This window comes from Thiothrix eikelboomii (genome assembly GCF_900167255.1).
In the GTDB taxonomy this organism is placed as follows: Bacteria; Pseudomonadota; Gammaproteobacteria; order Thiotrichales; family Thiotrichaceae; genus Thiolinea; species Thiolinea eikelboomii.
Genome location: NZ_FUYB01000012.1, coordinates 60,934 through 86,856, shown reverse-complemented (window position 1 = coordinate 86,856; position 25,923 = coordinate 60,934). Strand labels below are relative to the sequence as shown.

Annotated in this window: 25 protein-coding genes; 9 read left to right on the top strand and 16 right to left on the bottom strand. The window is 45.4% G+C overall.

Translation table 11 applies throughout. The features are described 5' to 3' along the window. Positions 1-93: 93 nt before the first annotated feature. Both tviB and B5D50_RS12405 read right to left on the bottom strand, forming a co-directional pair. Positions 94-1,377: a Vi polysaccharide biosynthesis UDP-N-acetylglucosamine C-6 dehydrogenase TviB gene (gene tviB, locus B5D50_RS12410; RefSeq protein WP_078922963.1), complete on the bottom strand. Its 1,284-nt coding sequence runs from the start codon at positions 1,375-1,377 to the stop codon at positions 94-96. 227 nt (positions 1,378-1,604) lie between these two features. Then, positions 1,605-2,414 carry a class I SAM-dependent methyltransferase gene (locus B5D50_RS12405; RefSeq protein ID WP_078922962.1) on the bottom strand — a complete coding sequence of 270 codons (810 nt, stop codon included), beginning with the start codon at positions 2,412-2,414 and terminating at the stop codon, positions 1,605-1,607. Between the two features lie 77 nt (positions 2,415-2,491). Between B5D50_RS12405 and B5D50_RS12400 the strand changes: the two genes are divergently transcribed. Beyond that, a complete protein-coding gene (locus B5D50_RS12400) occupies positions 2,492-3,481 on the top strand; it encodes a glycosyltransferase family 4 protein (RefSeq protein WP_078922961.1) in 990 nt (329 codons plus the stop codon). Here the strand turns inward: B5D50_RS12400 and B5D50_RS12395 are convergent. From B5D50_RS12395 to B5D50_RS20850, 12 genes are all read right to left on the bottom strand, one after another. Beyond that, positions 3,414-4,370, bottom strand: coding sequence for a glycosyltransferase family 2 protein (locus B5D50_RS12395; protein ID WP_078922960.1), 957 nt, complete (start codon positions 4,368-4,370; stop codon positions 3,414-3,416). The genes B5D50_RS12400 and B5D50_RS12395 overlap by 68 nt on opposite strands. Next, complete coding sequence (locus B5D50_RS12390) at positions 4,367-5,233, bottom strand: class I SAM-dependent methyltransferase (protein WP_159448632.1); 867 nt, start codon at positions 5,231-5,233, stop codon at positions 4,367-4,369. Before B5D50_RS12390 ends, B5D50_RS12395 begins: the two co-directional genes overlap by 4 nt. A 143-nt stretch (positions 5,234-5,376) precedes the next feature. Further along, the gene (locus B5D50_RS12385; RefSeq protein ID WP_078922958.1) at positions 5,377-6,672 is read right to left on the bottom strand and encodes an oligosaccharide flippase family protein; all 1,296 of its coding nucleotides are present in this window, start codon (positions 6,670-6,672) and stop codon (positions 5,377-5,379) included. Next, positions 6,669-7,526 carry a glycosyltransferase gene (locus B5D50_RS12380; RefSeq protein ID WP_078922957.1) on the bottom strand — a complete coding sequence of 286 codons (858 nt, stop codon included), beginning with the start codon at positions 7,524-7,526 and terminating at the stop codon, positions 6,669-6,671. The genes B5D50_RS12385 and B5D50_RS12380 overlap by 4 nt, the downstream gene beginning before the upstream one ends. After that, positions 7,516-8,760 carry a glycosyltransferase family 4 protein gene (locus tag B5D50_RS12375; RefSeq protein WP_078922956.1) on the bottom strand — a complete coding sequence of 415 codons (1,245 nt, stop codon included), beginning with the start codon at positions 8,758-8,760 and terminating at the stop codon, positions 7,516-7,518. Before B5D50_RS12375 ends, B5D50_RS12380 begins: the two co-directional genes overlap by 11 nt. A 1-nt stretch (position 8,761) precedes the next feature. Continuing rightward, positions 8,762-9,697 carry a glycosyltransferase family 2 protein gene (locus B5D50_RS12370; RefSeq protein WP_078922955.1) on the bottom strand — a complete coding sequence of 312 codons (936 nt, stop codon included), beginning with the start codon at positions 9,695-9,697 and terminating at the stop codon, positions 8,762-8,764. Further along, complete coding sequence (locus B5D50_RS12365; RefSeq protein ID WP_078922954.1) at positions 9,657-11,516, bottom strand: tetratricopeptide repeat protein; 1,860 nt, start codon at positions 11,514-11,516, stop codon at positions 9,657-9,659. Before B5D50_RS12365 ends, B5D50_RS12370 begins: the two co-directional genes overlap by 41 nt. 136 nt (positions 11,517-11,652) lie before the next feature. Beyond that, positions 11,653-12,069, bottom strand: a complete 417-nt coding sequence (locus B5D50_RS12360) for a pilin (RefSeq protein ID WP_078922953.1) — start codon at positions 12,067-12,069, stop codon at positions 11,653-11,655. 63 nt (positions 12,070-12,132) lie between these two features. Beyond that, complete coding sequence (locus B5D50_RS12355) at positions 12,133-12,582, bottom strand: pilin (protein WP_078922983.1); 450 nt, start codon at positions 12,580-12,582, stop codon at positions 12,133-12,135. Positions 12,583-12,990: 408 nt separating this feature from the next. Further along, the gene (locus B5D50_RS12350) at positions 12,991-14,445 is read right to left on the bottom strand and encodes a sigma-54-dependent transcriptional regulator (protein ID WP_078922952.1); all 1,455 of its coding nucleotides are present in this window, start codon (positions 14,443-14,445) and stop codon (positions 12,991-12,993) included. Positions 14,446-14,472: 27 nt separating this feature from the next. Beyond that, positions 14,473-16,131: a two-component system sensor histidine kinase NtrB gene (locus B5D50_RS12345; protein ID WP_078922951.1), complete on the bottom strand. Its 1,659-nt coding sequence runs from the start codon at positions 16,129-16,131 to the stop codon at positions 14,473-14,475. Continuing rightward, on the bottom strand, positions 16,065-16,337 hold the full coding sequence (locus B5D50_RS20850) for a PP0621 family protein (RefSeq protein ID WP_407701250.1): 273 nt from the start codon (positions 16,335-16,337) through the stop codon (positions 16,065-16,067). Before B5D50_RS20850 ends, B5D50_RS12345 begins: the two co-directional genes overlap by 67 nt. A 61-nt stretch (positions 16,338-16,398) precedes the next feature. On the opposite strand from B5D50_RS20850, the gene B5D50_RS12340 reads away from it, so the two are divergent. The 3 genes from B5D50_RS12340 to B5D50_RS12330 are packed head-to-tail and all read left to right on the top strand — an operon-like array spanning position 16,399 to position 20,000. Further along, the gene (locus tag B5D50_RS12340) at positions 16,399-18,039 is read left to right on the top strand and encodes an NAD+ synthase (protein ID WP_078922950.1); all 1,641 of its coding nucleotides are present in this window, start codon (positions 16,399-16,401) and stop codon (positions 18,037-18,039) included. A 15-nt stretch (positions 18,040-18,054) separates the two neighbouring features. Then, positions 18,055-18,393, top strand: coding sequence for a P-II family nitrogen regulator (locus B5D50_RS12335; RefSeq protein ID WP_078922949.1), 339 nt, complete (start codon positions 18,055-18,057; stop codon positions 18,391-18,393). 53 nt (positions 18,394-18,446) lie between these two features. Then, entirely contained in the window at positions 18,447-20,000 is a 1,554-nt protein-coding gene (locus B5D50_RS12330) for a tRNA(Met) cytidine acetyltransferase TmcA (protein ID WP_234975870.1), read from the top strand. Here the strand turns inward: B5D50_RS12330 and B5D50_RS12325 are convergent. Together B5D50_RS12325 and B5D50_RS12320 are read right to left on the bottom strand one after the other, a co-directional pair. After that, positions 19,956-20,783, bottom strand: coding sequence for an undecaprenyl-diphosphate phosphatase (locus B5D50_RS12325; protein WP_078922947.1), 828 nt, complete (start codon positions 20,781-20,783; stop codon positions 19,956-19,958). The genes B5D50_RS12330 and B5D50_RS12325 overlap by 45 nt on opposite strands. A gap of 55 nt (positions 20,784-20,838) precedes the next feature. Next, positions 20,839-22,005, bottom strand: coding sequence for a class I SAM-dependent methyltransferase (locus tag B5D50_RS12320; RefSeq protein WP_078922946.1), 1,167 nt, complete (start codon positions 22,003-22,005; stop codon positions 20,839-20,841). 52 nt (positions 22,006-22,057) lie between these two features. Here B5D50_RS12320 and B5D50_RS12315 point away from each other — a divergent pair, with 52 nt between their 5' ends. The 5 genes from B5D50_RS12315 (at position 22,058) to B5D50_RS12295 (ending at position 25,921) form a co-directional block, all read left to right on the top strand. Continuing rightward, positions 22,058-22,807: a pteridine reductase gene (locus B5D50_RS12315; protein WP_078922945.1), complete on the top strand. Its 750-nt coding sequence runs from the start codon at positions 22,058-22,060 to the stop codon at positions 22,805-22,807. Between the two features lie 209 nt (positions 22,808-23,016). Further along, positions 23,017-23,340, top strand: a complete 324-nt coding sequence (locus B5D50_RS12310; RefSeq protein ID WP_078922944.1) for a hypothetical protein — start codon at positions 23,017-23,019, stop codon at positions 23,338-23,340. Continuing rightward, on the top strand, positions 23,341-24,129 hold the full coding sequence (locus B5D50_RS12305) for an ABC transporter permease (RefSeq protein WP_078922943.1): 789 nt from the start codon (positions 23,341-23,343) through the stop codon (positions 24,127-24,129). Then, entirely contained in the window at positions 24,126-24,788 is a 663-nt protein-coding gene (locus B5D50_RS12300) for an ABC transporter ATP-binding protein (RefSeq protein ID WP_078922942.1), read from the top strand. Before B5D50_RS12305 ends, B5D50_RS12300 begins: the two co-directional genes overlap by 4 nt. Beyond that, positions 24,785-25,921, top strand: a complete 1,137-nt coding sequence (locus B5D50_RS12295) for a KpsE/RkpR family capsule polysaccharide export protein (protein ID WP_078922941.1) — start codon at positions 24,785-24,787, stop codon at positions 25,919-25,921. Before B5D50_RS12300 ends, B5D50_RS12295 begins: the two co-directional genes overlap by 4 nt. Positions 25,922-25,923 lie beyond the last annotated feature (2 nt).

The window sequence follows — 25,923 nt, the reverse complement described above, 5'->3', positions numbered from 1 at the left end:
GCGGATCATTGCTCAAGTACTTGTGCTTGAGTCTGGATGAAACTTGCCATCAGGGCTGAAAGATAAAGATTAAGCTAACCCCTCATTAAAAACTTAAAGACGTAGGGTCGTTTCTTGAGCTGGGAACAGGTATTTCAGATCGTAGAGTACATGAACCGGTTTGCCTAAGTCATGAATACGATGAACACCCAGATCACGAAATTGCTGATGGGCTACTGCGACCATAATCGCATCATAATGGCCTTGCTCAAGCTGGCTAATAGGCTGAATGCCATATTCGTGTTCGGCTTCTTGCGGCGAAACCCAAGGGTCATAAACATCCGCAGCAATCTGATAGCTACGTAGTTCTTTGATAATATCAACCACTCGTGTATTGCGTAGATCAGGGCAGTTTTCCTTGAATGCCAAACCCATGATTAGTACTTTTGCACCGGCGACAGGAATGGCGTGATTCACTAAAGCTTTGATCAATTGTGAGGCAACATAAGCACCCATACCTTCATTGATACGTCGTCCGGCTAGAATAATATCAGGATGATAGCCAAGCGACTCCGCTTTGTGAGTCAGATAATAAGGATCAATCCCAATGCAATGTCCACCGACTAGGCCGGGGCGAAACGGTAGAAAATTCCATTTAGTCCCTGCTGCTTGCAAGACGGCTTCAGTATCAATCCCTAAGCGATTGCAAATCAATGCCAGCTCATTGACTAAAGCAATATTCAAATCCCGTTGTGTATTCTCAATCACTTTAGAGGCTTCTGCGACTTTGATACTCGGTGCTTGGTGTGTACCCGCGACGATAATGGTGCGGTAGAGTTGATCTACACGGTCAGCGACTTCTGGAGTTGAGCCTGAGGTTACTTTTTTGATCGTGGTGACGCGATGTTCTTTATCTCCGGGGTTGATGCGTTCTGGTGAATAACCTGCAAAAAAATCGCGGTTAAACGTGAGACCTGAGATTTTTTCAAGTACCGGGATACAATCATCCTCGGTAGCACCCGGGTAGACAGTCGATTCATAAATCACAATATCGCCCGCTTTGAGAACTTTGCCAACGCTTTCACTGGCACGAATTAACGGTGTCAGATCAGGGCGCTTGTGATGATCGACGGGGGTGGGGACGGTGATAATGAAAATATTGGCATCCCGCATATCATATAAATGATCGGTGTAATGCAGGTATGGGGCTGCCTGTAATTCATGTGCATCAACTTCTAGGGTGTGGTCTTGTCCCGCACGAAGCTCTTGGATGCGCTTGGTGTTGATGTCATAGCCGATGGTAGGGAAATGTTTGCCGAATTCGACTGCGAGAGGGAGACCGACGTAGCCGAGACCGATGATGGCGATGGTGGTGGATTGGTGTTGGATGGCTTTCATTATTATTATATTTCCAGTTCGTCAGTGGTACTGGCTAATTTGTCCCAAAATAACAAAACAAAGGGTGGATTCCATGCAGCGTAAAATACATAGCTTGCTATCAATAGATGTAGCTTTTGTCGTTGCCAATTGCGCAGACTGTAATGAATGCTGAGGACAATCAGCATGAACAGCAAAAAGGTAATGGAGTTAAATAGCATATTTTTATAATTATTAGAGTTGGCTTTTTATTTTTCTAAAATCCAGATGTAACCGGGCAGGCTCCAAAAACAATATTTTGCTAAAAATTTCGCTAATTTGCCTTTGAAATGGTCTGGATTAACCATGTACTCGATGCCGAATTGTAATGGTGATGCCAGCATCCTTGTAGTGTAGTCGTGGCATTTAAAGTGACTCACCAGTTTTTTTAAGCCCCAATAGCTGAGATGTTTTTCATAATAATAATCGCCTTTATGGGCCAATCGTAGGTAGCTATGAGCGATAGAGCGGGGCATAACCGATAGCAAGGGCAGATTATAATGGGGTTCGTTCCACATCAGGCGGTTGCTAGCTGCGAAATAACAAACGCCGCCCGGTTTTAGCACCCGATGAATTTCCTGCATCATTTGGGCTGAATCAGGAACATGTTCGTAAACTTGAGAACAGATGACAATATCGAAGGTATTGTTCGCTTGAGCTAGGTTCATTGCATCGCCTAGCGCAAACTGGAGGTTGGGCGTGCTGAAGTGTTGTTGCGCATAGGCAATTGCTTTTTCGTCAATGTCGACACTGGTAACCGTTTGAACATGTTGGGCTAATACACTGTCAATGATCCCCGTCGATCCGCCGAGGTTGAGTATAGATCGGCTGTTTAAATTCCCCCCGAAATAGTCTTGTAAGACGGCAATCATGGTGTGAGCTTTGCGCTGGCGTCCTGTAAGATCATACATGGCATTGCCATTTTCTGAAAACCCGTATTGGTAGCCGCGTTGAGCAAGGTTAGCTGAGGATGCGCTCATCTTATTTTTCTCATTATATTTATGCGGTGATGTTAGCATCGTTCACACTCGTCATGCTATGTGTAGACGACGAGTTGTAAGTTTACTGTTCATTGACTTAATAAAAAGAAATTATTGTGATTGTAAGTCCAGTCTCGGTTGGGAATGGTGCATTTGTGGTGCATTCTTGTCTTGCGAAACACCTTCCTGATTACCATGTGATTCCCTACTCGCCTTGGCGTAGTTTGTTTCCACCGAGTTATTACCCGTTAGGGCGCAAGTTTCCTGCCAAAGTGATTCATGCGGTAGCGGATTCTGCCATTTTTCATGTGCGAAAAGATGTACCGCTGGTGCTAACACTGCACGGTTATGCCCTTGATAAGGGATTACACCCCTATAGCACGCTATTGCAGAAAATTCATGGGCGTACTGATCTACGTTGGTTGCACCAATTGGCCGTGCAGCAGGCAGATGTAATCACGACGGTAAGCCATTTCACGGCAGAGTTGGCAAGGCTCGACTTAGGGATCAAAAAGCCCATCAAGGTAATTTATAATGGGGTTGATGAACAGCAGTTTACGCCAAGCAAGCGGGGCGTAGGCAAAGAAATCAAAGTTTTATTTAGCGGTAATTTAACCCAACGTAAGGGGGCGCAGTGGTTGTTGCCTATTATTCAGCGGTTGGATAAGCGCATCGTTATTTATTATACCTCCGGCTTGCGTGAGACTTCAGCATTGGTGGCACACCCGCGTCTGCGTCCGTTAGGGCAAATTCCGCATGAGAAGATGCCTGCGGTGTATCAGGCAATGGATATGTTGTTGTTTCCGACCGTGCGAGAAGGATTTGGATTGGCTGCGGTGGAGGCAATGGCGTGTGGTTTGCCCGTGGTGGCAACGAATGGTTCGGCGTTGCCGGAGGTGGTAACGGATGGGCAGGGTGGATTTTTATGCCCATTGGGTGATGTGGAGGCGTTTGCTCATGCCGTTCAAGCCTTGGCAGATGACCCTGAATTACGCCAACGCATGGGGGCATTTAATCGGACAGAGGTGGAGCAACGCTTCACTTTATCTCGGATGGTGGCTGAATACCGAGCCGTGTTTGATAGCTTAATAGCAACAGATCCCTAACGACACTTTTCCAGCCATGAGCGTATTGTGTATAACCGTTATTAAGAATTTCTTTAAAAATACCCGTGAGCCGATGTGAGTGTTGGCGATTGGCTAGATGGCGTATTTTGCCTGCTAAATATGGGTGTTGTGGATGCGAAGCTGGTAAGCGCTCCAATAAGGGAGCGTATTTTTCTGGGGTTGTTATCGGTTGTGTAGTGACTAACTGATGCAGCTTTGCAATTTTTTGTTTTAATGTGGGTGGTTTTAAGCCAATTTGGTTGTTGTCATGTTGGCGATACTGGATGAGTAAATCAGGGATGGCCTTCACTTCGCCCACAGCACTGGCGATTAAACCCAGCCAAGCATCATGTATCCAATACGGCGGAATGGGCAAGGCATAGTCAATCAGTTCACGGCGGAAGGCACAAGCTGCTCCAGTAATCCAATCATGATTCAGTAAGTCTAAAAAGGAAGGATTGACAGAGGGTTGGCTGGGTAAGGCTTGCCATAACTGGCAGTTTAGGGGCTGAGCCTCAGCATTCACTAACTCGCCATTAGAAAAAAGCAAGAGCGTCTCGGGGTGTTGACTAAAGTATGAGAGCATCACCGCGACTTTATCTGGATGCCAACGATCATCTTGGTCACAGAGGAAAATAATATCACCTTGGCAACGCTGGATAGCTTGGGCAAAGTTACGGCTAAACCCTAAGCGTTGTGGATTTTGGTAAATCTTTAGCGGTAAGCCTTGGTGTAGAAATTGTTGGGCAATGCTAAGGGTATGATCAGTTGACTGGTCATCGCAAACTAGGATTTCATCGACAGTTAGTGTTTGTCGAGCAATACTCTCGAGTTGTTCTGCTAGATATTTCTCACCATTATAGGTACATAGAGCCACCGAAAGCTTCATTTACGTACATCCAACACTAGCTCATCGCCTTCACCCCAACCGAATTGATGAGCATAGCCAAACATAACCGCTAATAAGGATAATAAGAGCTTGTTAACCAAAGGCGCGGATTGCCCCATTTGGTAGTGTCCCTGTTTGGCAATTTGCGAGGAGGCCCACCATAAGCCAGTAAAATCACGAATCGTAGAAAAACAGCGCGCTTGTTTAAAGCCTGCTTTATGCGCAATTTGTTGTAAGGCGCTAGCGGTGAATAAATGTAAATGGCGTGGTGGATCAAGATGTAAACTGGCTTGTTTCATATACCGATGGATATAACCTTTGGTATTAGGCGTGATTGCAATCAAGCGACCCTCGGGTCGGAGTAAACGTAGGCATTCTTGCAGTGTTTCAATGGGGTTTGGCAAGTGTTCAATCACATGGCTCATGACAATCGCATCGAAGCTATTAGCGGGTAGATTTTGTTCTAATACATCACCTTGATAGACAGGAATGCCCGTTTCTTGAGTAATCGACTGACACTGAGGATCAAAGTCAATACCGGTCACTTCCCAGCCAAGATCGCGCATATTTTTTAGCATTTGACCGCTGCCACAACCAATTTCTAAGAGTTTTTTACCCGGGCGGGTTGGCAAGTAAAATAGTGAGAAATCAAGGTTGGCTTTCCATGCAGGATTGAGTTTTATTAAAGGCTTTAGTAATTGCCCGATTCGGCTTATTGGATGCGATGTTTGGTATTTTTCTTGCAAATAGGCATCACAGCCAGCAGTAAAATATTGCTTAAGTAAACTAGGTTTAACGGGCTTCGGTGGAGTGTGGGTGTAGTAATTTTCATAAAGCTTCGGCAATTCGTCTGGGCTCGGCATTGGATTTAGCCATACTAATCCACACATTTGATTAGTGCACTCCAGTAAATCCCAGCTTCCTTTTACACCAAATAGGCGATCATTCATAGTATTATAAAGTGTTTTACCTTTACTACCGCAATTATAACAAGGTTGCTGGGTAGTTATATAGATATTGCACATTTTATGTGATTCCTATTGATTCTGAGTGAATAAATTAAAAGCAAGAGCATGTCGATGGCTGCACGTATCGTCCATGCAATAGCAGCACCCATAACACCTTGATGGATTAAAAGAACTATTAACAACCCAAGATAAAAAGGTAATTCAATTAAATGTATTTTTGCGGTGATGTCAGGGCGCTCCATGAATTGGAGATGTGTATAAAAAATTAAAGCAATTGCATTAAAGAAAAACCCCAAAGCCAGCCATTGAGTGATTTGATAGATCATCTGTACTTCATGCTGCTGTAGCCACCATTGAAGTAGCTCATCACCATAGGTATGGATACACCAAAGTAGTGGAATAAAAATACTAGCGATAAGGCTCATGCTAAAGATGAAGGCCTGCGTAACAGAGCTTGATTGGTTAGGTTGTTTTGCAAAAAAAGGAGCTAATGTCGTGCTTAATGCAGAGGATATAAGGTTTAGTTTAGAGGAAAGTTCATAAGCAATACTATACCCACCCACTGCGCTAGGTGATATTAACGAAGCAATAAAAAAACGATCAAAATAGGTCATGATCGGGCCAACAATATTAGTCACTGTCATCCACCCACCTAGCTTAATCAACTTGACAGGGTAATGAAAGTGCCATGATTTTATTTTTAATAAATAACTAGCGCTATATAAGCAAGTTAGAAAAAAAATAATGGCAAGTATCCAGCGTATCCATAATAAAGCTTGCATGATATATTCGAAGTGATTTACTTGAAATGTAAATTGGCATATCAAAACTGGCATTATAATGTTGGCAGAGCTTAAAAGTAATTTTAAGATATTTAGTAGGATGAATTTTTCCGTGGCGATCAAAAAATAACTCAAGCTATTAATTAATAAACTAGGAAAAATCATCCATGAGCTTGCCCATAATACTTGTTGTAGCTCGGGGCTAGGATTATTGCTTTGATTAGAACCATTAAAATACCATCCAATAGCCGTCGCGGTGACTAAACTGCTAAGAGCACCTATACTGGCTATTAAGGTATGTGTATCCCAGAAGGTTTGGGTAACTTGAAGCAGATTATCGTGATGGGCTGCGGTTTGTTGTGATAAGGCTCTACCTAGCCCCAAATCAAGTAGTGACAGATAACCGATAATTGCCCAAGCCAGTGATAATAAGCCAAATTGCTCTATACCCAGTGCTTTAATGAGCAAAGGGATAGCTAAGATAGTTAATACAATGGGAATGCCTGAACCTAGTAAATTGATGCCACTATTTAGTAATAGTTTGCGGGTCATGGGTTGATCGTTTGATGTTTGCTGAATACTAAAGCTTTTAATGGGTTCAATGACGTAGTTCGTACACTGCGTAGGGTGGCGCGCATACTCAAAACTAAAATGCGACAGGTATACATTAAAGCTTTTTCCAGCGGTGTTTGGGCAAGACTGGCGACTAATAGCCAATGCCCTCGATTAATATGATATTCGTAAAACAAGCTACCTTCACGGCTGCTTTGCGCGGGCGTATGTGTCAGCAACGGTTGTGCCAAGATTTCCACGTTCCACCCTTGTTCGCGTAACCGCCAGCTCAGTTCCACATCTTCTCCGTACATGAAATATCGCGGATCAAACAACTCACCTTGAATAGCTTGCGGACGCAATAGCAAGCAATAGCCCGTAGCGACTTGAAAACTACCCATAACCGCTGTCGGGAACATTAATCCCGTCCAGCGTTGATAATGCAACCCACTTTGGATTGCTGTTCCGGTATCTGCCGCCACACCCAGTAACGCGGTGCGTGGATGTTCAGCCATATATGTACACAAGGTTGCTAATAACTGCGGCTGAGCAGTAATGTCGTTGTTAAGGATCAGCGCGTAATCCCATTGCCCCAGCGTTTGTGCGTGTTGCCAAGCCAAATTCATGCCCTTGGCAAAGCCTAAGTTTTCGGGAGCGATCACTACTTGTAGCCAACCCGTTGGGAAGTGTTGTGCCAGTGCTTGGGTACGTTGGTGTTCAGTAGCATCGGCGGAGTTATCGACCAGAATCAGGGTTTCAATGCCTTGGTGCTGCAGTGTTTTGAGGCAAGCTAGAGTCATTTCCGCATGGAAATAAGCCAGCATGAGACCGCATATTCGAAGGTCAGTTGGCATGGGTAACCTCCGTTATTGGTAAGGGGCAAGGCTTAGGCTGCAAGCAAAATTGATAACGCTGAGCAACAGTTTCCCAAGCAAAGCTATTGCGCACAGTTGCTAATGCCTGCGTACTCAGTACTTGACGTTGTGCGGGGTCAGCCAATAGCGCAGCGATTGCGGTTGCTAATGCTCTACTATCGGCAGCTGTTACCAATTGCCCGGTTTCCCCGTGACGGATCACATCACGTACAGCGGGCAAGTCACTGGCAATCACAGGACAGCCACAACCCATCGCTTCGATCATCACTAAACCTAAGCCTTCCATATCCCCATCTTTGGCTTGAATAAACGGGAAGACCGCGAGGGTAGCGGTTTGGTATAAGTGCACGAGGCTCGTATGTTCTAAGCGGCCAACAAACCTGAGGTGTTGGCTGATACCTAAACCTTCACCCAATTGCTGCAGGTCAGTTTGTGCTGTACCACTGCCAGCCACGATCAGCTGTAAATCGGGATGGGAGGGTAATAATTGCTGCAAAGCGTGGAGCAAATACGGTAAACCTTTTTTCTCTACTAAACGTCCGACAAACAGTAGTTGGTTGGGAGCGCGGCTGACTTGGGGGGCAGGAATGAAGGTTCGCTGTAAATCTGTCCCCATCGGGATCACACTGATCGGGGGCGGATTAGCCCCCGCTAATGCTTGAAGTGGGGGCAGCATGGCATGGCTGACCACGGTGAGCGCTTGACAATGCTGCACCACCCAGCGTTTTAAATAGGTGCTGAGAGTGCCTTGTAGTCCAAATAAATCGCCACCGTGCGAGGTACAAACTAAGTTGGGTTTTTCACTTTTCCCCCACACAGCAAGAGCCGCAATCAAGCCTTGTGGAATCAGCCAATGGGCATGGATAGTTGTCACTGGATAAGTTTTTAACAGCTTACGCAATGCCCAGCATTGCCCGATAAAAAACAGCGGTAACAACAAAGCTTTCCAACGATGCTGTTTCAGATTGGCGGAAATACCGCCATTATAAGCCAAGGTTTCCCACGCGGCGGGGGCATAATGATAGCGATGAACCTGCATGCCATTCCAAACTTCAGCAGTTTTTGCACCTGCTGCATGGGGCGCAAGTACCACTACCTTAAACTGCTCTGTCAGGTGGCGGCTGAGATCGTAAACAAAGCGTGGCTCACTATCACCCTCCCAGCGGGGGAAGGTAGAGGTCGTGACCAGTAGGATGGGCTTAACCTCAGCCATCTTAGGCGACCTGTTGCTTACTGGGCGAGGCCGAGTGGGTTGTTTCCAGCGGTTGTTCTTCTAATTGTAAGGGGGTATTAGTATTGCCTTGGTTATAAATCAGGCTGGTGATTTGTTCCGATACCAAACCAATCAGAAAAATAAGGACTGACGTAGACAATAGCAAAGCGCTCATATTGGTAAAGCGCCCAACACTGATTAGGGTATTTAAATAATAGGCTAATCCTACACCGAAAAAGGCCAAGCTAATGGGGAGAAATAATTTTAGTGGTGAGTGCAGCGTACCAATTTTGAAGATAATCAATAGAAAGCGAAAACCGTCTTTCGTGATATTTAAATGGCTTTTGCCAATCCGTTTGGGTGCAGTGATCGGTTCATAAATAACGCTATAGCCAGAGCGGAAAAAGGCCATCGTCGAGGTCGTGGGATAGGAAAAGCCATTCGGTAATAAATGCAAAAATTCACGAAATTTATTAGCCCTAACTGCTCGAAAACCAGAGGTCAAATCTTTGATGACATGTCCGGTCATATAACTCGCTAGCTGATTGTAAAGCGCATTACCCAAGCCCCGTGCCTTAGAGGCTTGTGAGTCGCCATCCCGTGCGCCAACGGCCATATCATAGCCTTGCTCAATATGTGCTAATAGACGTGGAATATCTTCGGGTTGGTGCTGCCCATCGGCATCCATGAAGACCAAAATCTCGCCCGAAGCATGACGCGCCCCGGATTTAACGGCAGCCCCATTGCCCATGCTATAGGGATGAGTCACAACGAAGACGCCATTCGCGAGGCAAACTTCGGCGGTATTATCAGTCGAGCCATCATTGACTACGATGATTTCAGCCAGTGGCAATTGTTTCCGTAAGCGGGGTAAAAAACTTTTTAAGCCTTCAGCCTCATTTTTGGCTGGCAGAATAATCGACAGCTTGTTGTGCATGATGGTTTGCCTTTTCTTGTTGTAATTTATCTTGCAACGCACTACGCAAGTTATCTAAGTCAGGCTGGCGCATTTTTAGTATTAAGCAAGTTCGCCAATTGCCACAGAAATCCTGTTTCGCATGAGACAATTTGCTGTCTGCTTCGGCGTATAAGCCCGCTGACATAAGATAAGTTGCTTGCAACAACAGCAGGTCAATGTTTTTATCTAATGCATAAGCTGCGTCGAAATGTTGCATGGCTTCAGCAAGATTACCTTGTTGAACATGAACCTCTGCTTGCCAATAATGTAGGATTTGCGGCATCTCTCCTTTTTGAAGCGCCGTGATACTGCGAAATTGATCTAAAAATGCCAGCATTTGTGCAGTCGTTATTTTTCCACAATGGCTTTCTGTCCAAGCATAGACAAACTCTGCTAACACATTGGGTAAAGGGGCTATAAAGCTTGAGTGGCTTAAGTTTTCTAGAGCTTGGGGCAGTTGTTCTGCGCTTAGCGAGTTGTTTTGGCAGGCGATTTTTAGATTACGAAATACTAAATAAGAGGTACTGGTTTCTTTCGCTGCCACGCGCTCTAACTCGGCTAATAATTGCTGTCGAGTTGCAGGCGAAATATGCTCACCAATCACCGCATCTAAACCTTCTAGGGTACGTTGTGAATTTGGATGTTGTTCTAGCCAAGTGATAAATAGTTTGGCGGGGTCTGTCCATAATTTCGCAATATGCTGAGTAGAAATCGCTAGTAAGCTTAGATAAACAACAAGAACCACAGGCATGACGCGGCGTAGCTTGCCCGAAGTTTGCATCGCATCAAGGGCATAATAAACACCCGCTACTATAAAACCTAGCAGAGGTAAATAATTACGATGTTCAAAGTATAATTCTAAAGCAACAGTGGTGGATTCTAATAAGTGACCCGCAAAAAACCATGCAATGGCAAAGGATAAAAGTGGTAGTGATTTGCGTACATACCAAGCCAAACCACCGAGTGCAAAAATGCCAAGTAAAGCGGGCAAAGTGGTCAGTGGTGAGAGTAAACCCCGTGAGATTTCAAAATCATCATATAATAAACTGGAGCCATGATAGCTTGGAATAAAAATATGGCTAATGTATATCCATAAAATACGTGCCTCACTCATTAAACGCTCAGTCGTATTAAATGCTCGCTCAGTTTTATCAATCCATCCCCATTTATATAGCATGATCAATAGTAAGGTAGTCGGCAGCCATGCACACAACAATAAGGCTCGAGACAGTTGTTTAGGTACAGGCTGTCCCTGTGGGCGAATTAAGGTAAATTCAATGACGAGAACATAAACAACAACTAAGATCCCATTTTCTTTGCTTAATAGAGCTAAAGCCATACTAAACCCACCGCCGATTATTAACCACATCCAAGCACGGGCGGGCTGTTTAGCAAATAATTCGCGAGCATGGATGTAGCAGATTAAGCCCACTAAAGTAAACACAGCGCTCAACTCGGTCATACGTTGCACTGCATATAAGACAGTATTGGTATGCATTGGGTGAAGCAACCAAGCTAAGCTAGCGATAAGAGGTAACCATGCCCCCCAAGGTTTAGTTAAAGCTAAATAAGGACGTAGACGCTCTAATAACCAAAAAATTAATAGACCATTTAGTAGATGGATCATTAAGTTAGTATATTTGAAATCACTTTTATCCATTCCCTCCCAGATTTGATCATTTAGATAAAAGCTGGCAAGACTTAACGGTCGCCCAAGTAAACCACTGCTTCCTTCTAATAGATAGAGGGTTAAATCACGCCAGCCGCCTAAGTGTGTGTAACGGCCGATGGTATTCATATTTGGAATATCATCAAATAAAAAGGCGCTACCTAATCCAAGCCAATAGCAATAGCCAGTAATCGCAAGACTGAATGGGATGAGGATGAGTAGAAGTATTTGATGTATTCTTGTTGTCATTTTTTGTTTTTTATTTTTATCGACAATTTTGCGGGCGGTACTTAGCAGGTACAGTGCCACCCGTTTTACATTGCCATAGGATAGAACCCGTATTATCTATCGTAGGTGTAAAGACGATGGACTGACCACTACCCACTTGGGTACGGTAAGCTATTGTAATAATCCCGTTATTGATTGTAACTGAACGAGTTGCATTGCCGTTGATGGAGCTAGCCATCGGTAGGTCTGCACTGAGATTATCAGGAGGCCAAAAGCCCTTGTGGTGTCTGTATTCGTAAACAGCGAACTTTACATTGCTGGCAAGGGAAATGCCTTCAAATACATTCGAATGTTTCAAGTAATTTTGGTAAGAGGGTAATGCGATGCTGGCAAGTATGCCGATAATCGCAAGGACAATCATGACTTCGACCAGTGTAAAACCTTTGGTACGCATGGTGGTCACCTTAAAAAATAAATCGAGGGGCTTCAAGCCCCTCGATCTAATAAGATGTTGGTATTAGAAGTTAGCGGTACGGCAAGCTGCTGGACGGTATTTATTTGCAACTGTTCCTTGATGGCAGTTCCACTTTGTGCCACCCGCTGAACTGGTCGGAGTCATAGTAACGGTTTTGGCGTTTTCGACTTTGGTGTTGTATGTGATAGTGATAGTTGGGGCAGTACCACCACCACCAGCAGTAATACCAACGGATTTTACTGCGTTACCTGTAATGGATGCGGTTAGTGCAACCCCAGCTTCAGCGTTGCTAGCTGGCCATTGGCCTTTATCAGCATGATATTCAGCTACAGCTTGTTTCAACGAAGCAGCTAAGTTCAAACCTTCAGAAACATGTGAACGCTTGGTGTAATCTTGGTAAGCAGGCAGAGCAATCGCAGCTAAGATACCGATGATGGCAACAACGATCATTAATTCGATTAAGGTAAAGCCTGCTTGTACTTTCTTCTTCATGGACATTTTATAGTTCCTTATTGTTGGTTTTAAGTTCTTTATTCTTCAGAAATCTTGGTTGCCTTAGGGCATCAATAGTATTGCAGGCATTGTGCCAACTTTAGAAAAGTAATTAACCAATTGATTTTTATGTTTTTTATTATTTTCAATCTTTGAAAAAAATCAGAACTGACACAAATCGCTGTCAAAAACTGACAATTTAATTAAGCTTGTCAATATTCGTGATTAAAAATTATCAGTTTTGTCAGTAATTTAGAATTTCAAGGCGTTAATTCATCACTTTTAGCTATACCGACAGGTAAAATCAGACCACTTACCCGCTAAAAGGTCTGGCGATCAGAGCGTATCTAATTCATATTTTTGAATGCGATTGGTTTGCTGCTGTGAACTGCTGTTAAACAACTCCAATCAGTGCGTGTCTAATTCATATTTTTGAATGCGATAGCGGAGTTGACGAAAGCTCATCCCGAGCAATTCTGCTGCTTTAGTCCGATTCCAGCGGGTTTGCTCTAAAGCTTCAATAATCATATTGCGCTCAGCCACTTCGTCTGTATGCGGTGTCCAAGATGGCTCGGTGCTATTGGTGTTGATGTGATGAGGGGGCTGTGAACTATAAGGATTGATCAATTCGGGAGGAGCTGATAATTGTACAGGGCGCACTAGCTGCGGTTGAACGGAGCTTGGCTGCTGAGTGCTATGCATTTGCGGTAGTTGCAAATCTTCGGCTTGAATCGTGTTGTCCTCGCAGAGTGTACTGGCGCGCTCAAGGATATTCTCAAGTTCACGCACATTACCCGGAAATGAGTAGCTCAGGAGCATATGGCGGGCTTGTAGTGAGAGTTTAATAGCGGGCATCTGCCAACGTTCAGCGATTTTTTTCAAGAAAAACTCGGCTAATAATTCAATATCATCTTGGCGTTCACGTAAGGGCGGAACTTTTAATTTAATGACATTCAAGCGGTAATATAAATCTTGGCGAAAGTTACCAGCGGCAACTTCATGCTCAAGACTTTTATGGGTGGCACTTAGGATGCGGACATCCACCGGAATTTCTTCTAAGCCACCGACCGGTTTAATAGCACGTTCTTGAATCGCACGTAGCAGTTTAACTTGCATCGTCAACGGTAGGTCAGCGACCTCATCTAAAAATAAAGTGCCTTTGTGAGCGGCTTGAAAGAGGCCTTGTTTATCGGTAACCGCGCCCGTGAAACTCCCTTTTTTATGCCCAAAAAATTCACTTTCCATGAGATTTTCAGGGATAGCTCCGCAGTTCACCGGAATAAACGGGGCTTTTTGCCGAGGGCTTTGCAGATGAATTTCATGCGCGACCAGTTCTTTACCACTGCCGGATTCACCGTGAATATAAACAGGAGCTTGGCTACGTGCGAGTTTGCCAATAGTACTTTTTAAGGTCTGCATCGCGGGCGATGAACCTAAAATCCGTCCTTGAGCAAGGGTGCTATCAGTAGCCTTAGGGCGCTGACTCTTTTCGCCGCTAGTCAGTTTTAGTGCAGTTTGAATGAGATCGCGTAGTTTAGGGAGGTCGACAGGCTTAGATACAAAGTCATAAGCCCCAGCTTTTAAAGCTTCGACCGCTGCATCCATGCTGCCATACGCGGTAATTACGGCGACTGGAATTTGCGGATATTCTTTTTGCAGAAAACGCACAATATCAATGCCGCTCCCATCCGGTAGGCGCATATCAGTCAAGCACAGATTGGGTTCATGCGCTTTAATTTGGGTGAGTGCTTCTTCGACATTGCCGGCCGTAAGTGTATCTAGCCCCATGCGTAACAGCGTGATTTCCAAAAGCTCACGAATATCAGGTTCGTCGTCGATAATTAGTACACGTTGTTCAGTCATGATGTTTAGTTTTATTGTTATTGTTGGTTAATGAGTTGCCCGCGAAAAGACGATTCGAAAGCAGCAGCCTCCAGTCGGGAGCGCAAGATACTCCAAGGCTGAACCATTGCTCAAGCAGAGTTCTCTAGCCATGAACAAACCTAGGCCAGTGCCTTGTGTGCTCGTGGTAAAAAAAGGTTCAAATAAGCGTTGGCGCAAATCTTCAGGAATGCCACGACCGTTATCAATAATGTTCAATAAGACATCACGACTATGGGCGGGTGTGCCGCCTTGAATATCTAATTGAAGCTTTTGTGGATTTTCATGGGCATATTTAAAGGCATTCCGGCACAAATTCCACATAATTTGATGCAAATGTGCCGGATCAAATTCAATCATCAAATCAGCGGGTTCAATAAATAAAGTCACCTGCTTTTCTTTTAAATTATGCTGCAGCATGAAATCGCGTAAGAAGCTATGCAACCAGCCTTTCAGTGGCAAGCGTTCGCGTTTAGGCTCTTTTTTGCGCGAAAGATTGAGTACACTTTCAATGGTGAGATTCATCCGCTTAGCATTCGCTTGGATAATTTGCAGCAAGCGCGTATCCGCTTTATCCAAGTTTTGTGATTCACTCATGAGTTGAGCGGCATGGCTAATCGCACCTAAGGGATTACGAATTTCATGAGCAATACTGGCCGTCAGCTGACCTAAAGAAGCTAATTTAACTCCTTGAACTTTTTCACGCTGTTCGCTAGTGTCTTCGAGATTGATCAAGGTATTACGGCGTGTTTGTGTTCCTAATTGCGTGAAGCGTACTCGTAACTCAGTGGCTTGTTGGTGGCGAAGATCATAGCTGGCGGTGCGGGGGCTGACCTCATGAATCCATTGCTGATAATGTTTATCTAGCTCGGGCGCAAACACGGCTAAAGGTTTACTGCGCCAATTACCCGGATTGCCCAGCAAATGCCAAGCCGCAGCATTCATGTGACGAATCGCTCCCGAGGTTTCTACCACCACAATCCCTGATTCTAAGCGATCTAAAATCGACTGATTGAGTTGAGAAAGATTAGCTAAATCAATCCCTCGGCGATTCGCAAGCTTGGCCATTTCATCAGCCTTACGAATCCAGCGATCTCCCAGCCAGCTAGCTAGGAGAATAAACGAAGTCAGGATACCGCTATGCGTCAGGCTAGTGGTGTTGTTGAGTCCATCTTGCAGACCTAACCAAATTTCTAGGCCAATCAAGCAAATACCGGTCATGGCTGCCATTGCAATCGACACTTGACCGGGTGCACAGATATAAGGAATCAGCACGGGTACGACTAATAAAATTCCAATCCCTACACTGACTCCCCCACTGGTATACAAAATGACAAACAGCACCAGAATATCAATGATCGAATAGCCCACCCCTTGGATGGCCAAATCCGGCCACTGAAAATAAGAGGAAAGATTGCTAATAATGGCAATTAATAGATAAGTTGCGGTGATCCAGCCGAAGAGTTCTTTGTTTTGCGCACCCAATTGCACAAACTTCGACTGACCCACCATCGCTAGCAAAAAAGCTCCGGCTAAGGCTAAACGGTAAACATGGTAGAGCCTTAAGAGATTCCAAGGGTCTTCATGCAGAAAAAAAGCGGCTACGGTTTGCCCTTGGGTGTTGATTGGTGTGTGACTTGCGCTTGCTGTGCGTGATCCAGACTGCAAAAGAACTTACCCCCATGCTGGACGGCCTCATTCTCGGGGATATGCAGTCCACATTGCTGGCAACTGACAATGTGAAGATGTTTGTTGATTTGTCCCGAGGGTGGCTCGTCACGGCGTTGATTGTTTAATTTATTTCTACGCTGCCACGATTTTAACAGGAGATAACCAACTACGAGCAGAACAAGAATAAAAATTATGCGAGACATGCTGTCATCCAAAGTTTTCAGGTATAGTTTCTAGATCATCATCTTACTGTTCTAGACTACTGTGCAAAAGAATAATCGAAGCTTAAGCGTCGCGCTGGCGCAACTGAACCTCTGTGTAGGCGATATTGCCGGTAATACCCAGCAAGTTATCAAGGCTATTACGGAGGCTAAAGCTCAACAAGCCGATGTCATCGTCTTTCCAGAGCTGAGTTTATCGTCTTATCCACCTGAGGATTTAGTCTATCGTGCGGACTTTTTGCAGCAATGTGAGCAAGCCATTGAGTTAATCAAGCCACATACCTTCGGGATTACTGCCTTAGTCGGCCTGCCGATGTTACGGGATTACCTGATTCATAACTCGGCTTATGTATTGCAAGATGGGGTCATTATTGGCGAATACCATAAGCAAGACTTACCCAATTACCGAGTGTTTGATGAAAAACGCTGGTTTGAGCCGGGCCAAGGCAGTTTATTGGTGGAGATTAAAGGGGTAAGGGCGGGTATCTTAATTTGTGAAGATATTTGGCATGATGCTCCGATGGAGGCTGTGATGGCTTTAGGGGCTGAGGTTGTCTTAGTCTTGAATGCCTCACCCTATAGCCATGATAAACCCGAAAAGCGTGAGCAAGTGGTGTTACGCCAAGTTTTAAAACACAAAGTGCCGATGGCTTATGTCAATCTAGTCGGTGGCCAAGATGAATTGGTGTTTGATGGTGATTCAATGCTCATCAGTCGGGAGGGTGTCCGTACTTTAAGAGCACCCTTGTTTGAGGCGGGGGTTTTTGTCGGTGAGTTAGCGATTGATCCTACCAATACAGCAGTAGTAGCTACTCATCAACATGAGGCTTTAGAAGCCCATATCTATAAAGCGCTGGTCACAGGCGTGCGTGATTATGTGCATAAAAATGGTTTTAAAGGGGTACTCTTAGGCTTATCCGGTGGGATTGACTCTGCTTTGACCTTGGCTATCGCGGCGGATGCTTTGGGTGCAGCCCATGTTGAAGCGATTATGATGCCTTTCCGTTATACCGCTGCTATGAGTGTGGAGGATGCTTCAGAGCAAGCACGTATCATGGGGGTAAACTATCGGCAAATCCCTATTGAGCCTATTTATGACAGCTTTGTGCAGTCGTTAGCCCCTGAGTTTCAAGGTTTCAAAGCCGATGTGACTGAGGAAAATCTGCAAGCACGGATTCGTGGCATGCTGCTGATGTCAATGTCGAATAAATTTGGCAAGTTGCTGCTAACTACCAGTAATAAAAGTGAAACGGCAGTAGGTTATGCCACCTTGTATGGTGATATGGCAGGTGCTTTTGGTCCGTTGAAAGATGTGTATAAAACCTTAGTGTATCGCTTAGCGGTTTATCGCAATACTTTAGGTGTCGTGATTCCCGAGCGGGTGATTACCCGTCCACCTTCAGCCGAATTAGCACCGGGGCAGGTCGATCAAGATTCCTTGCCACCTTATGCGATTCTTGATGGTATTTTAGAGCGCTTTATTGAGCAAGATGAGGTTCTCGAAACGATAGTCGATGCAGGATTTGAGCTTGCGACCGTGCGTCGCGTGGTAAATCTGGTACTATTAAATGAATATAAACGCCGCCAAGCTGCACCCGGAGTCAGGATTACTCGGCGTGGGTTTGGCAAGGATTGGCGTTACCCCATGACGTCAGCGTGGCGTAAGCAATTACCCCTAAATTAGGACTGGAGATTACGCATGAAAATGGTTCAAGCCATCATTAAACCCTTTAAGCTAGATGATGTCCGTGAAGCACTGACTGAAATTGGTGTCACTGGGATGACTGCTACGGAAGTGAAAGGGTTTGGTCGCCAAAAAGGCCATACTGAGCTTTATCGTGGTGCAGAGTATGTGGTCGATTTTTTGCCGAAGATTAAATTGGAAATTGTCATTAATGATGAGAAGGTCGAGGCGGTGATTGATGCTGTTTTAAAAGCAGCTCAAACCGGCAAAATCGGTGATGGTAAAGTATTTGTGATGGATGTTGAGCAGGCTATCCGTATTCGTACTGGTGAAGAGGGTAATGAGGCGGTTTGAGTGCCTCTGAGCCTCGCCAATTCCTTCATCTGACAGGCTCGCAGGAGACATGCTTGCGAGCTGCGCAAAGTAGACTAGCCAACCATGCATCTGTTTTATGGATTTCCACAGCGCCCTTCATACCCGAGGCTTTACCTGCGTCTCAGGCACTAAGGGTGTTAGGCTGCGAATTCGATGCGATTGTTTTCGATGCTTTTAGTGGTTTAGCCGTTAATGCGCTGGCGGCAGTGAGTGGAACTTTGCGCGGTGGGGGGGTATTTATTTTATTAAGCCCACCACTCGAGCAGTGGCCACAATTTCCTGATCCCGCTTATCAACGCTTTTTACCTTATCCCTATACGCCAAGTGCGGTGAAGGGCTTATTTCTAAGGCGTTTTATTCGCCTGCTTCAAGAGCCGATTTCACCCAAGCCAATCATTCAATTCGCTAGCCAAACTCAAGCTGAAGTTGTGGCAGAGCTGGTCAAGGCAGCGACTGCTAGGGTGCTAACAGCTGATCGGGGGCGGGGGAAGTCAGCTGCTTTAGGGTTGGCAGCCAGCCAATTAATCGCTCAAGGTAAAACGGTGCTGCTAACTGCACCTGCACGGGCAGCGGTGGAGGCTGTTTTTAAGCATGCAGAATTCGCCCCTGATTTTTATGCACCCGATGCGGTGTTACTCAATTTACCTCGGGCAGATGTGCTAATGGTCGATGAAGCGGCCGCGATTCCACTGCCTTTGCTGTTAAAATTAGCCCAAGCGTATCCACGCTGTGTGTTTGCCACAACCCTACACGGTTATGAGGGCAGCGGGCGTGGTTTTGTCTTACGGTTTCAACAAGCATTGAGTCAGCTTGATCCTCATTGGCAAAGTTTACGTTTAGAACAACCCATGCGTTGGCCGTTCAATGATCCGCTAGAGGCTTTGATATATCGTTGGCTGCTTTTAGAGGTAGAAGCGCCCGAATGGCAAGGCGATTCCCAACAACCCGTTGAGTATCGACAGCTTGAGCCTGAGCAGCTGCTTGAGAATGAAACTCTGCTAAGGCAATTATTTGGCTTATTAGTGACGGCACATTATCAAACCCGCCCCTCTGATTTGCAGCAAATCTTCGATGCGCCCAATTTATCTATTCATGTTTTACAGCAAGCTCAGCAAATTGTGGGGGTGGCTTTATTATCACGAGAAGGCGGCTTTGATCCTGAGCTAAGTGCAGCGATTCAGCGTGGTCAGCGGCGTCCACAGGGGCATTTAGTGCCGCAGACCCTTAGCTTTCATGCCCAGCTTGCGGGAGCTGCAGAATTAGTGTGCGAGCGGATTATGCGTATAGCGATTCATCCAGCGATTCAAGGGCAGGGATGGGGGCAGCAGTTGGTGCAGCATGTGTTTAAGTATGCTGCTTGGCAAGCAGCGGATTATCTGGCTGTGAGTTATGCGCTAAGCCCAGAGCTACTCCAGTTTTGGCAGCAATCAGGCTTTATTTTAGCGCGGATCGGTCATCGCCAAGATACGGCGAGTGCGAGCCGCTCTGCTGTGCAAATTAGAGCAATCAGCACAGCAGGGCAGGCCTTAGTCAACACGATCTTAATGCACGGTCCAATTGACCCAGCCAGTGTAAGCCGTAATTAACACAATCACCCCAAACGCAATCCGATACCAAGCAAAAATGGTAAAATCATGGTTACTCACATAGCGAATCAAGGCGCGTACTACAAATAAGGCACTGATAAATGAGAAAATAAAGCCGACTGCCCAAGGGGCGAGATCATCCACGCTTAATAAATCACGCGCTTTATACATGGAGTAGATAGAGGCAATTCCTAAAGTCGGCACGGCTAAAAAGAAGGAAAATTCGGCAGCAGCAGTTCTAGATAAGCCGAACAAAATGCCACCAATAATCGTTGCTCCTGAGCGAGAAGTCCCCGGAATTAAAGCCACTGCTTGAGCTAGACCGAGTTTGAGGGCATCCAGTGGGCGAATGTCATCAACCGTTTGAATAGTCACGACTTTTTTTCGCTTTTCAGCCCAGAGAATGATAAAAGCACCCACAATAAAGGCAATTGCCACCGGAACGGGTTTAAATAAATAGGCCTTAATTATATCGCCAAATAATAAACCCAACACCGCCAAAGGCATAAAGGCAATTGCGAGATTAATCAATAAACGATTTGCGAGTGGGTCACGCCCTAAGCCTGTGAAAGTACGTACAAATCGCTGCCGATACTCCCAAACAATGGCCAGAATCGCGCCGAGTTGAATGGCGATTTCAAAGACGCTGCGTTTTTCATGATCCATAAAGTTGAGCAAATCACCCGCGAGAATTAAATGCCCCGTGCTGGAAACGGGTAAAAATTCAGTTGCCCCTTCCACTAATCCCATGATGGCGGCTTTGATTAATAAGAGAATGTCCATACGATCCTTTGCTGCAATTTATTTAAGTTTGTTAGCTTGGTTTAAGTTGGTTTTTTTAAAGCCGATGTTGGCGGTCGCCCAGTCTAAAGCCGAGCAGAGGTGGGGTAAACCCTTTTGTGAGTGCCATGACTTTGAAACGCTCGCCCATTTCTGCAGGTAAGCTTAAGGTACGAATTTGCTGAGCCAAGTGATAGCTGGCTTGAGGGTTGGTTTGTAGGGCCGCGATGAATAAGTCTTCTAAACCGCAGTTGAGCAGAAAAGCGGCTTGTGTCGTATAGCCCGCTAAGTCTAAACCTGCTGCAAGGCCTGCTTCTGCCACGGCAGTGAAGTCGACGCTGGCGGTTATATCTTGTAAGCCCGGATAAATGAGCGGATTGGCATGCACCCGATGTTGATAATGACAAACTAGCGTGCCTTGGTTGCGTTCCGGTTGATAATAGTCAGCACGTTCATAGCCATAATCAATCAAGAGTAAAGCTCCCGCTGCTAAGCAATCTGCGAGGCTATGAATCCACGCTGCTAAAGCTGGATTAAATTCCGAGGTATAAGGCAGCACTAAATCATTAGCTAATAGTTTTTCAATGTCTGCTGCCTGCTGAGAGTCATCGGTTGTGAAGCTAAAGCCCTCAGGCTGGACTACGACCTGCACGGTTGCAATACCGGCATCAGTGACAGTAAACAGCTCAACAGGCATAGCATCGAGTACTTCATTTGCTAAGATCACTCCTTGGAAGGGAGCGGTTGGTAAGCGATTCAGCCACTGCACTTTAGATAATAAATGGGGTACATCAGCTGCAAGCGTTTCACGCTGGCGAGCTTGCAGGTCTGGGCTTAGATCCAAAATAAAATAATATTCAGGTAGGCAAGCTAGCTGCTCTAAGCGCAATAAAATCTGTGCAGCCATGCGCCCACTACCAGCGCCCAATTCTAAAATAGAGCTATTTGGGAGTTCAGTCAGTAGTTGAGCGCATTGATTGGCGATACTGTGTGAAAATAAAGGCGAAATTTCTGGAGCGGTCACAAAGTCGCCTTCAGCCCCAATTTTTCTTAATCCTGCTACATAATAGCCTAGGCCCGGTTCGTAGAGAGCCGTTTGCATAAACTCATAGAAGCTAATTGCGCCACCGTGCTGATGGATTTTGTGCTGCAAACGCTCAACCAATTGTGCGCTGTGGGCTAAAGCTGCTGCAGATGGGATAGGTAAGGTATCTGTAAAACGCATGACAAGGTATGATGTTAAGAAGGCTTGATGATAACCTGAATCTAAATAAGAGATGATAGAGAATTCACTAACAGGAAAAGTCGCTTTAATGACCGGGGCTGCACGCCGCATTGGGGCTATGGTTGCACGTACTTTACAGCGTGAAGGCGCAACCGTCGTGATTCACTATAAAGACTCTGGCGATGAGGCCAAGGCTTTGCAAGCGGAGTTAAATGCCCAGCGGCAAGGCTCTTGCCTGTTGCTGCAAGCCGATTTGCTCGCAACTGCGCAGTTTCCACAGTTGATCAGCGCTTTAGTCGAGCAAACGGGTCGCCTGGATATTTTAATCAATAATGCCTCTAGCTTTTATCCCACTCCGTTAGGTTCTATTCAAGAGCAACAGTGGGAGGATCTAATGGGGACTAATCTAAAAGCGCCTTTATTTTTAAGTCAGGCAGCCTTGCCTTATTTGCGGCAATCCCAAGGGGTCATTATTAATATGGCCGATGTGCATGGTTTACGCCCTCTCCCTGAATTTTCGGTATACTGCACTGCAAAAGCAGGCTTGATTATGTTAACCCAAGTCTTAGCGAGAGAACTTGGGCCGAGCATTCGTGTCAATGGAATAGCCCCCGGCGCGATTCTTTGGCCAGAGCGGCCGATCAGTGAGGATCAACGGGCTGAGCTATTAGCGAAAACGGCTTTAGAACGGATGGGTAGCCCCGAAGATATTGCGCGCACGGTTTTATTTTTAGTCCGTGATGCGCCTTATATTACCGGTCAGGTGATTGCCGTAGACGGTGGTCGTTTATTGAACCATTAGCTCATTTGTGATCTGTTTCCTAAGGAATAGGTTTGCGCCCTCCGATAGGGTATTGTATCTTGCGCGTGTGGTAAGAATGACGCACTGCGGCTAACGCGGCGTGACGATTAAGCTAACTAAACTTATGGTTAAATCCATTCATGTTAATCTATCTAAGAGTTCTAAGTATCTGCACGCTAATGCTTTTGTTGTCTGGATGTACCGGCATTATGAAGTATATCGAGCGTTTGCAAGCCCAAAGTGTGGATGAGTTCGAACAGCGCTCTGCAAATTTTCAGCCAAAATTCCAATTTCAAGCCCCTGCTCGTGAAGAACTGACCGCAGAAGAAAAACGCTTAATCGGTGCACCACCCCCGCAGCAAGGCGAGGTGATCTTGGATGGTATTCGTTATTATTCTGGGAATGGTTATATCTGCCAATATTTCACCCAAGGCCGTGGGCCTAAAGACCCTAGACCTAAATCAGCCTGTTGGATTAATGGCCGTTGGGTATTAGCTGCACCGATTGTGAATACTGAGCCAGCTGGTTTGTAAATGTCTGAAATTCTTGATGCCCTAACCGTACAAGCCCGAGTTATTCTTGCTTTTATCCTGCGTGATATGCGGACTCGCTTTGGCCGCAGTCGCTTAGGGTATTTTTGGGCTGTCTTTGAGCCTTTAACCATGATTTTAGCGTTGGCTTTTATCTTTGGTTTAATGGACCGAGGCGCGCCGATTAATGTGGATATTCACTTGTTTTTTTTCACTGGGATTATTCCGTGGATGCTGTTTTCACGCGGCGTTTCCATGATGAGTAATGCCATCGAAAGCACCACCGCCTTATTAACTTATCCTCAAGTAAAAGCGGTTGATATGATCATTGCCCGTATTATCCTAGAGTTTGCCACCCTGTTTATTGTCAGCCTGATTTATTTATGCTTTTTATATTTTTGGGGTATTTTGGATCGGATTGAGTCGATCTTGATGTCGATTGTGGTCTTAATGCTAGCCATACTGTTGGGTTCTGGATTTGGCTTGGTGGGCGGGGTCATCAAATTGTATTTTCCGGGGTATAGCAGTTTTCAAGCTTTGCTGATGCGTGTGATGTTCTTTGTTTCTGGGGTTTTCTTCGTTGCGGATAGTTTGCCCAGCGTGATTCGAGATGGCCTTTGGTATAATCCAGTGCTGCATTTAATTGAGTGGGAGCGCAGTGTTTTCTTTTATGGGTTTGAAAGTCAATTCTATCAGCCTATCTACCCTTTATTATGGATTTTAAGTCTAGGCTTTTTAGGCCTAGCAGGCGAGCGGGTGACCCGCAGTAAGCTTAGGCAGTTAGGCATATGATTGAGTTTGTGCAAGTGAGTAAACACTATAAGCTCAGTCGTGGTTATCGGACGATTCTAGAGCAGGTTTCCTTCAAGTTTCCAGAACATAAGAATATTGGGATCTTAGGGATGAACGGTGCAGGTAAGTCAACCTTATTGCGGCTAATTGCCGGTTCTGAGCCACCAGATTCTGGAAAAATCTTACGTACTGGGCGATTTTCTTGGCCCTTAGGCTTTGGCGGTGGCTTTAACCCTAATCTTTCGGGTGAGGAAAACCTGCGCTTTGTGTGCCGGATTTATAATGCTGAGCTACATCAAGTGTTAGACTATGTGCGAGAGTTTTCTGAGTTAGGTAATGCCTTGACCGAACCCATGCGCACTTATTCTAATGGGATGCGAGCGCGTTTGGCCTTTGGCTTAAGTTTGGCGATTGACTTTGATGTGTATTTGATTGATGAAGTCATGGCTGTGGGTGATCCGGTGTTTAAGAAAAAGAGTAAGGCCGCTTTTGAGGCACGGCGGCAAACGGCCAATTTAATTATGGTATCCCATGATATGCGCACCATTCGCGATTACTCAGATGTTATTATTATCCTAAATAATCATGAGCTTAGTATTTTTGAGGATGTGGAGTCCGGTATTAAAATCTACGAAGGCTTATCGGGAGTTAAACGATGAGCAAGTCTAGGTCTAGGCCTTTTCCTTGGTTATTTTTATTGCTGGTCATCCTGCCGACGGTGTTAGCGACGGTTTATTATTATCGCTATGCGAGTGATCAGTATGTCTCGGAAGCACATTTTATTATTCAAGGTAGTTCAGCCCCTAAAATGGATTTTTTGGGCGCTTTAACCGGCTTGCCCGGTGCAGGTGGGGCTACCTCCGATGCGATGATTATTCGTGATTATATTTTGTCAGCAGATTTTATTAAGGATATTGAGCCGGAATTGGATGTGCGGGCGCATTATTCTAATCTTGCCATTGATCCTTATGCACGTTTGCCAACAGAGGCGAGTCAAGAGGATCTGCTTGAATATTGGCAAACAATGATTGATATCGAGCATGATTTAACTTCCGGTATTAGTACCGTCACTATGACCGCTTTCGATCCTGAAACGGGCAAAAAATTGGTCGCTTTGGCTTTAAAACAAAGTGAGATGTTGGTGAATAAACTATCTGCTAGTTTGCGTACCGATGCTTTGCAAATAGCCGAAAAAGAAGTATTGAGTGCTGAAACGGAGGTCAATAGTTTACGTGAGCAACTCACCGCGTTTCGTCAACAGCAAGATGTTCTAGATCCTGCCTCTCAAGCGAATGCCCGCATAGAGCGCGAAGAAACCGCACGCCTGACCCGCTTATCTGAGTTACAAACTCAGTTGTCACAAGCGGAAGCTGAATTAGCTCAAGTCAGTGCTTTTATGCAGCCCGAGACCATGCGCGTCAAAACCGCACAAAGCAAAGTGAATTCTTTACGCCAACAAATGAACAAAGAGCAAGCTAAATCAGTGGCTCAATCGCGGGGGAAAAGTACCGAGGTGGCGGGTCAACTCGCCCAGTATACCGAGTTACAAAGTCGGTTAGGATTTGCAGAGCAATTGTATAAATCTAAGCAAGCAGCTTTAGAGCAAGCTCGCTTAGAGATTGACCGTAAGCAACGCTATTTAACCGTCACCGTGCAACCAAACTTGCCGGATGAGGCGATCAAGCCAGAAAAGATTTCAGGGATTCTGACTGTTCTGCTGCTGAGCTTCTTATTCTGGGGGATTGGCTCTTTATCAGTAGCAGCCATCCGCGACCATGTGGGTTGGGTATAGAT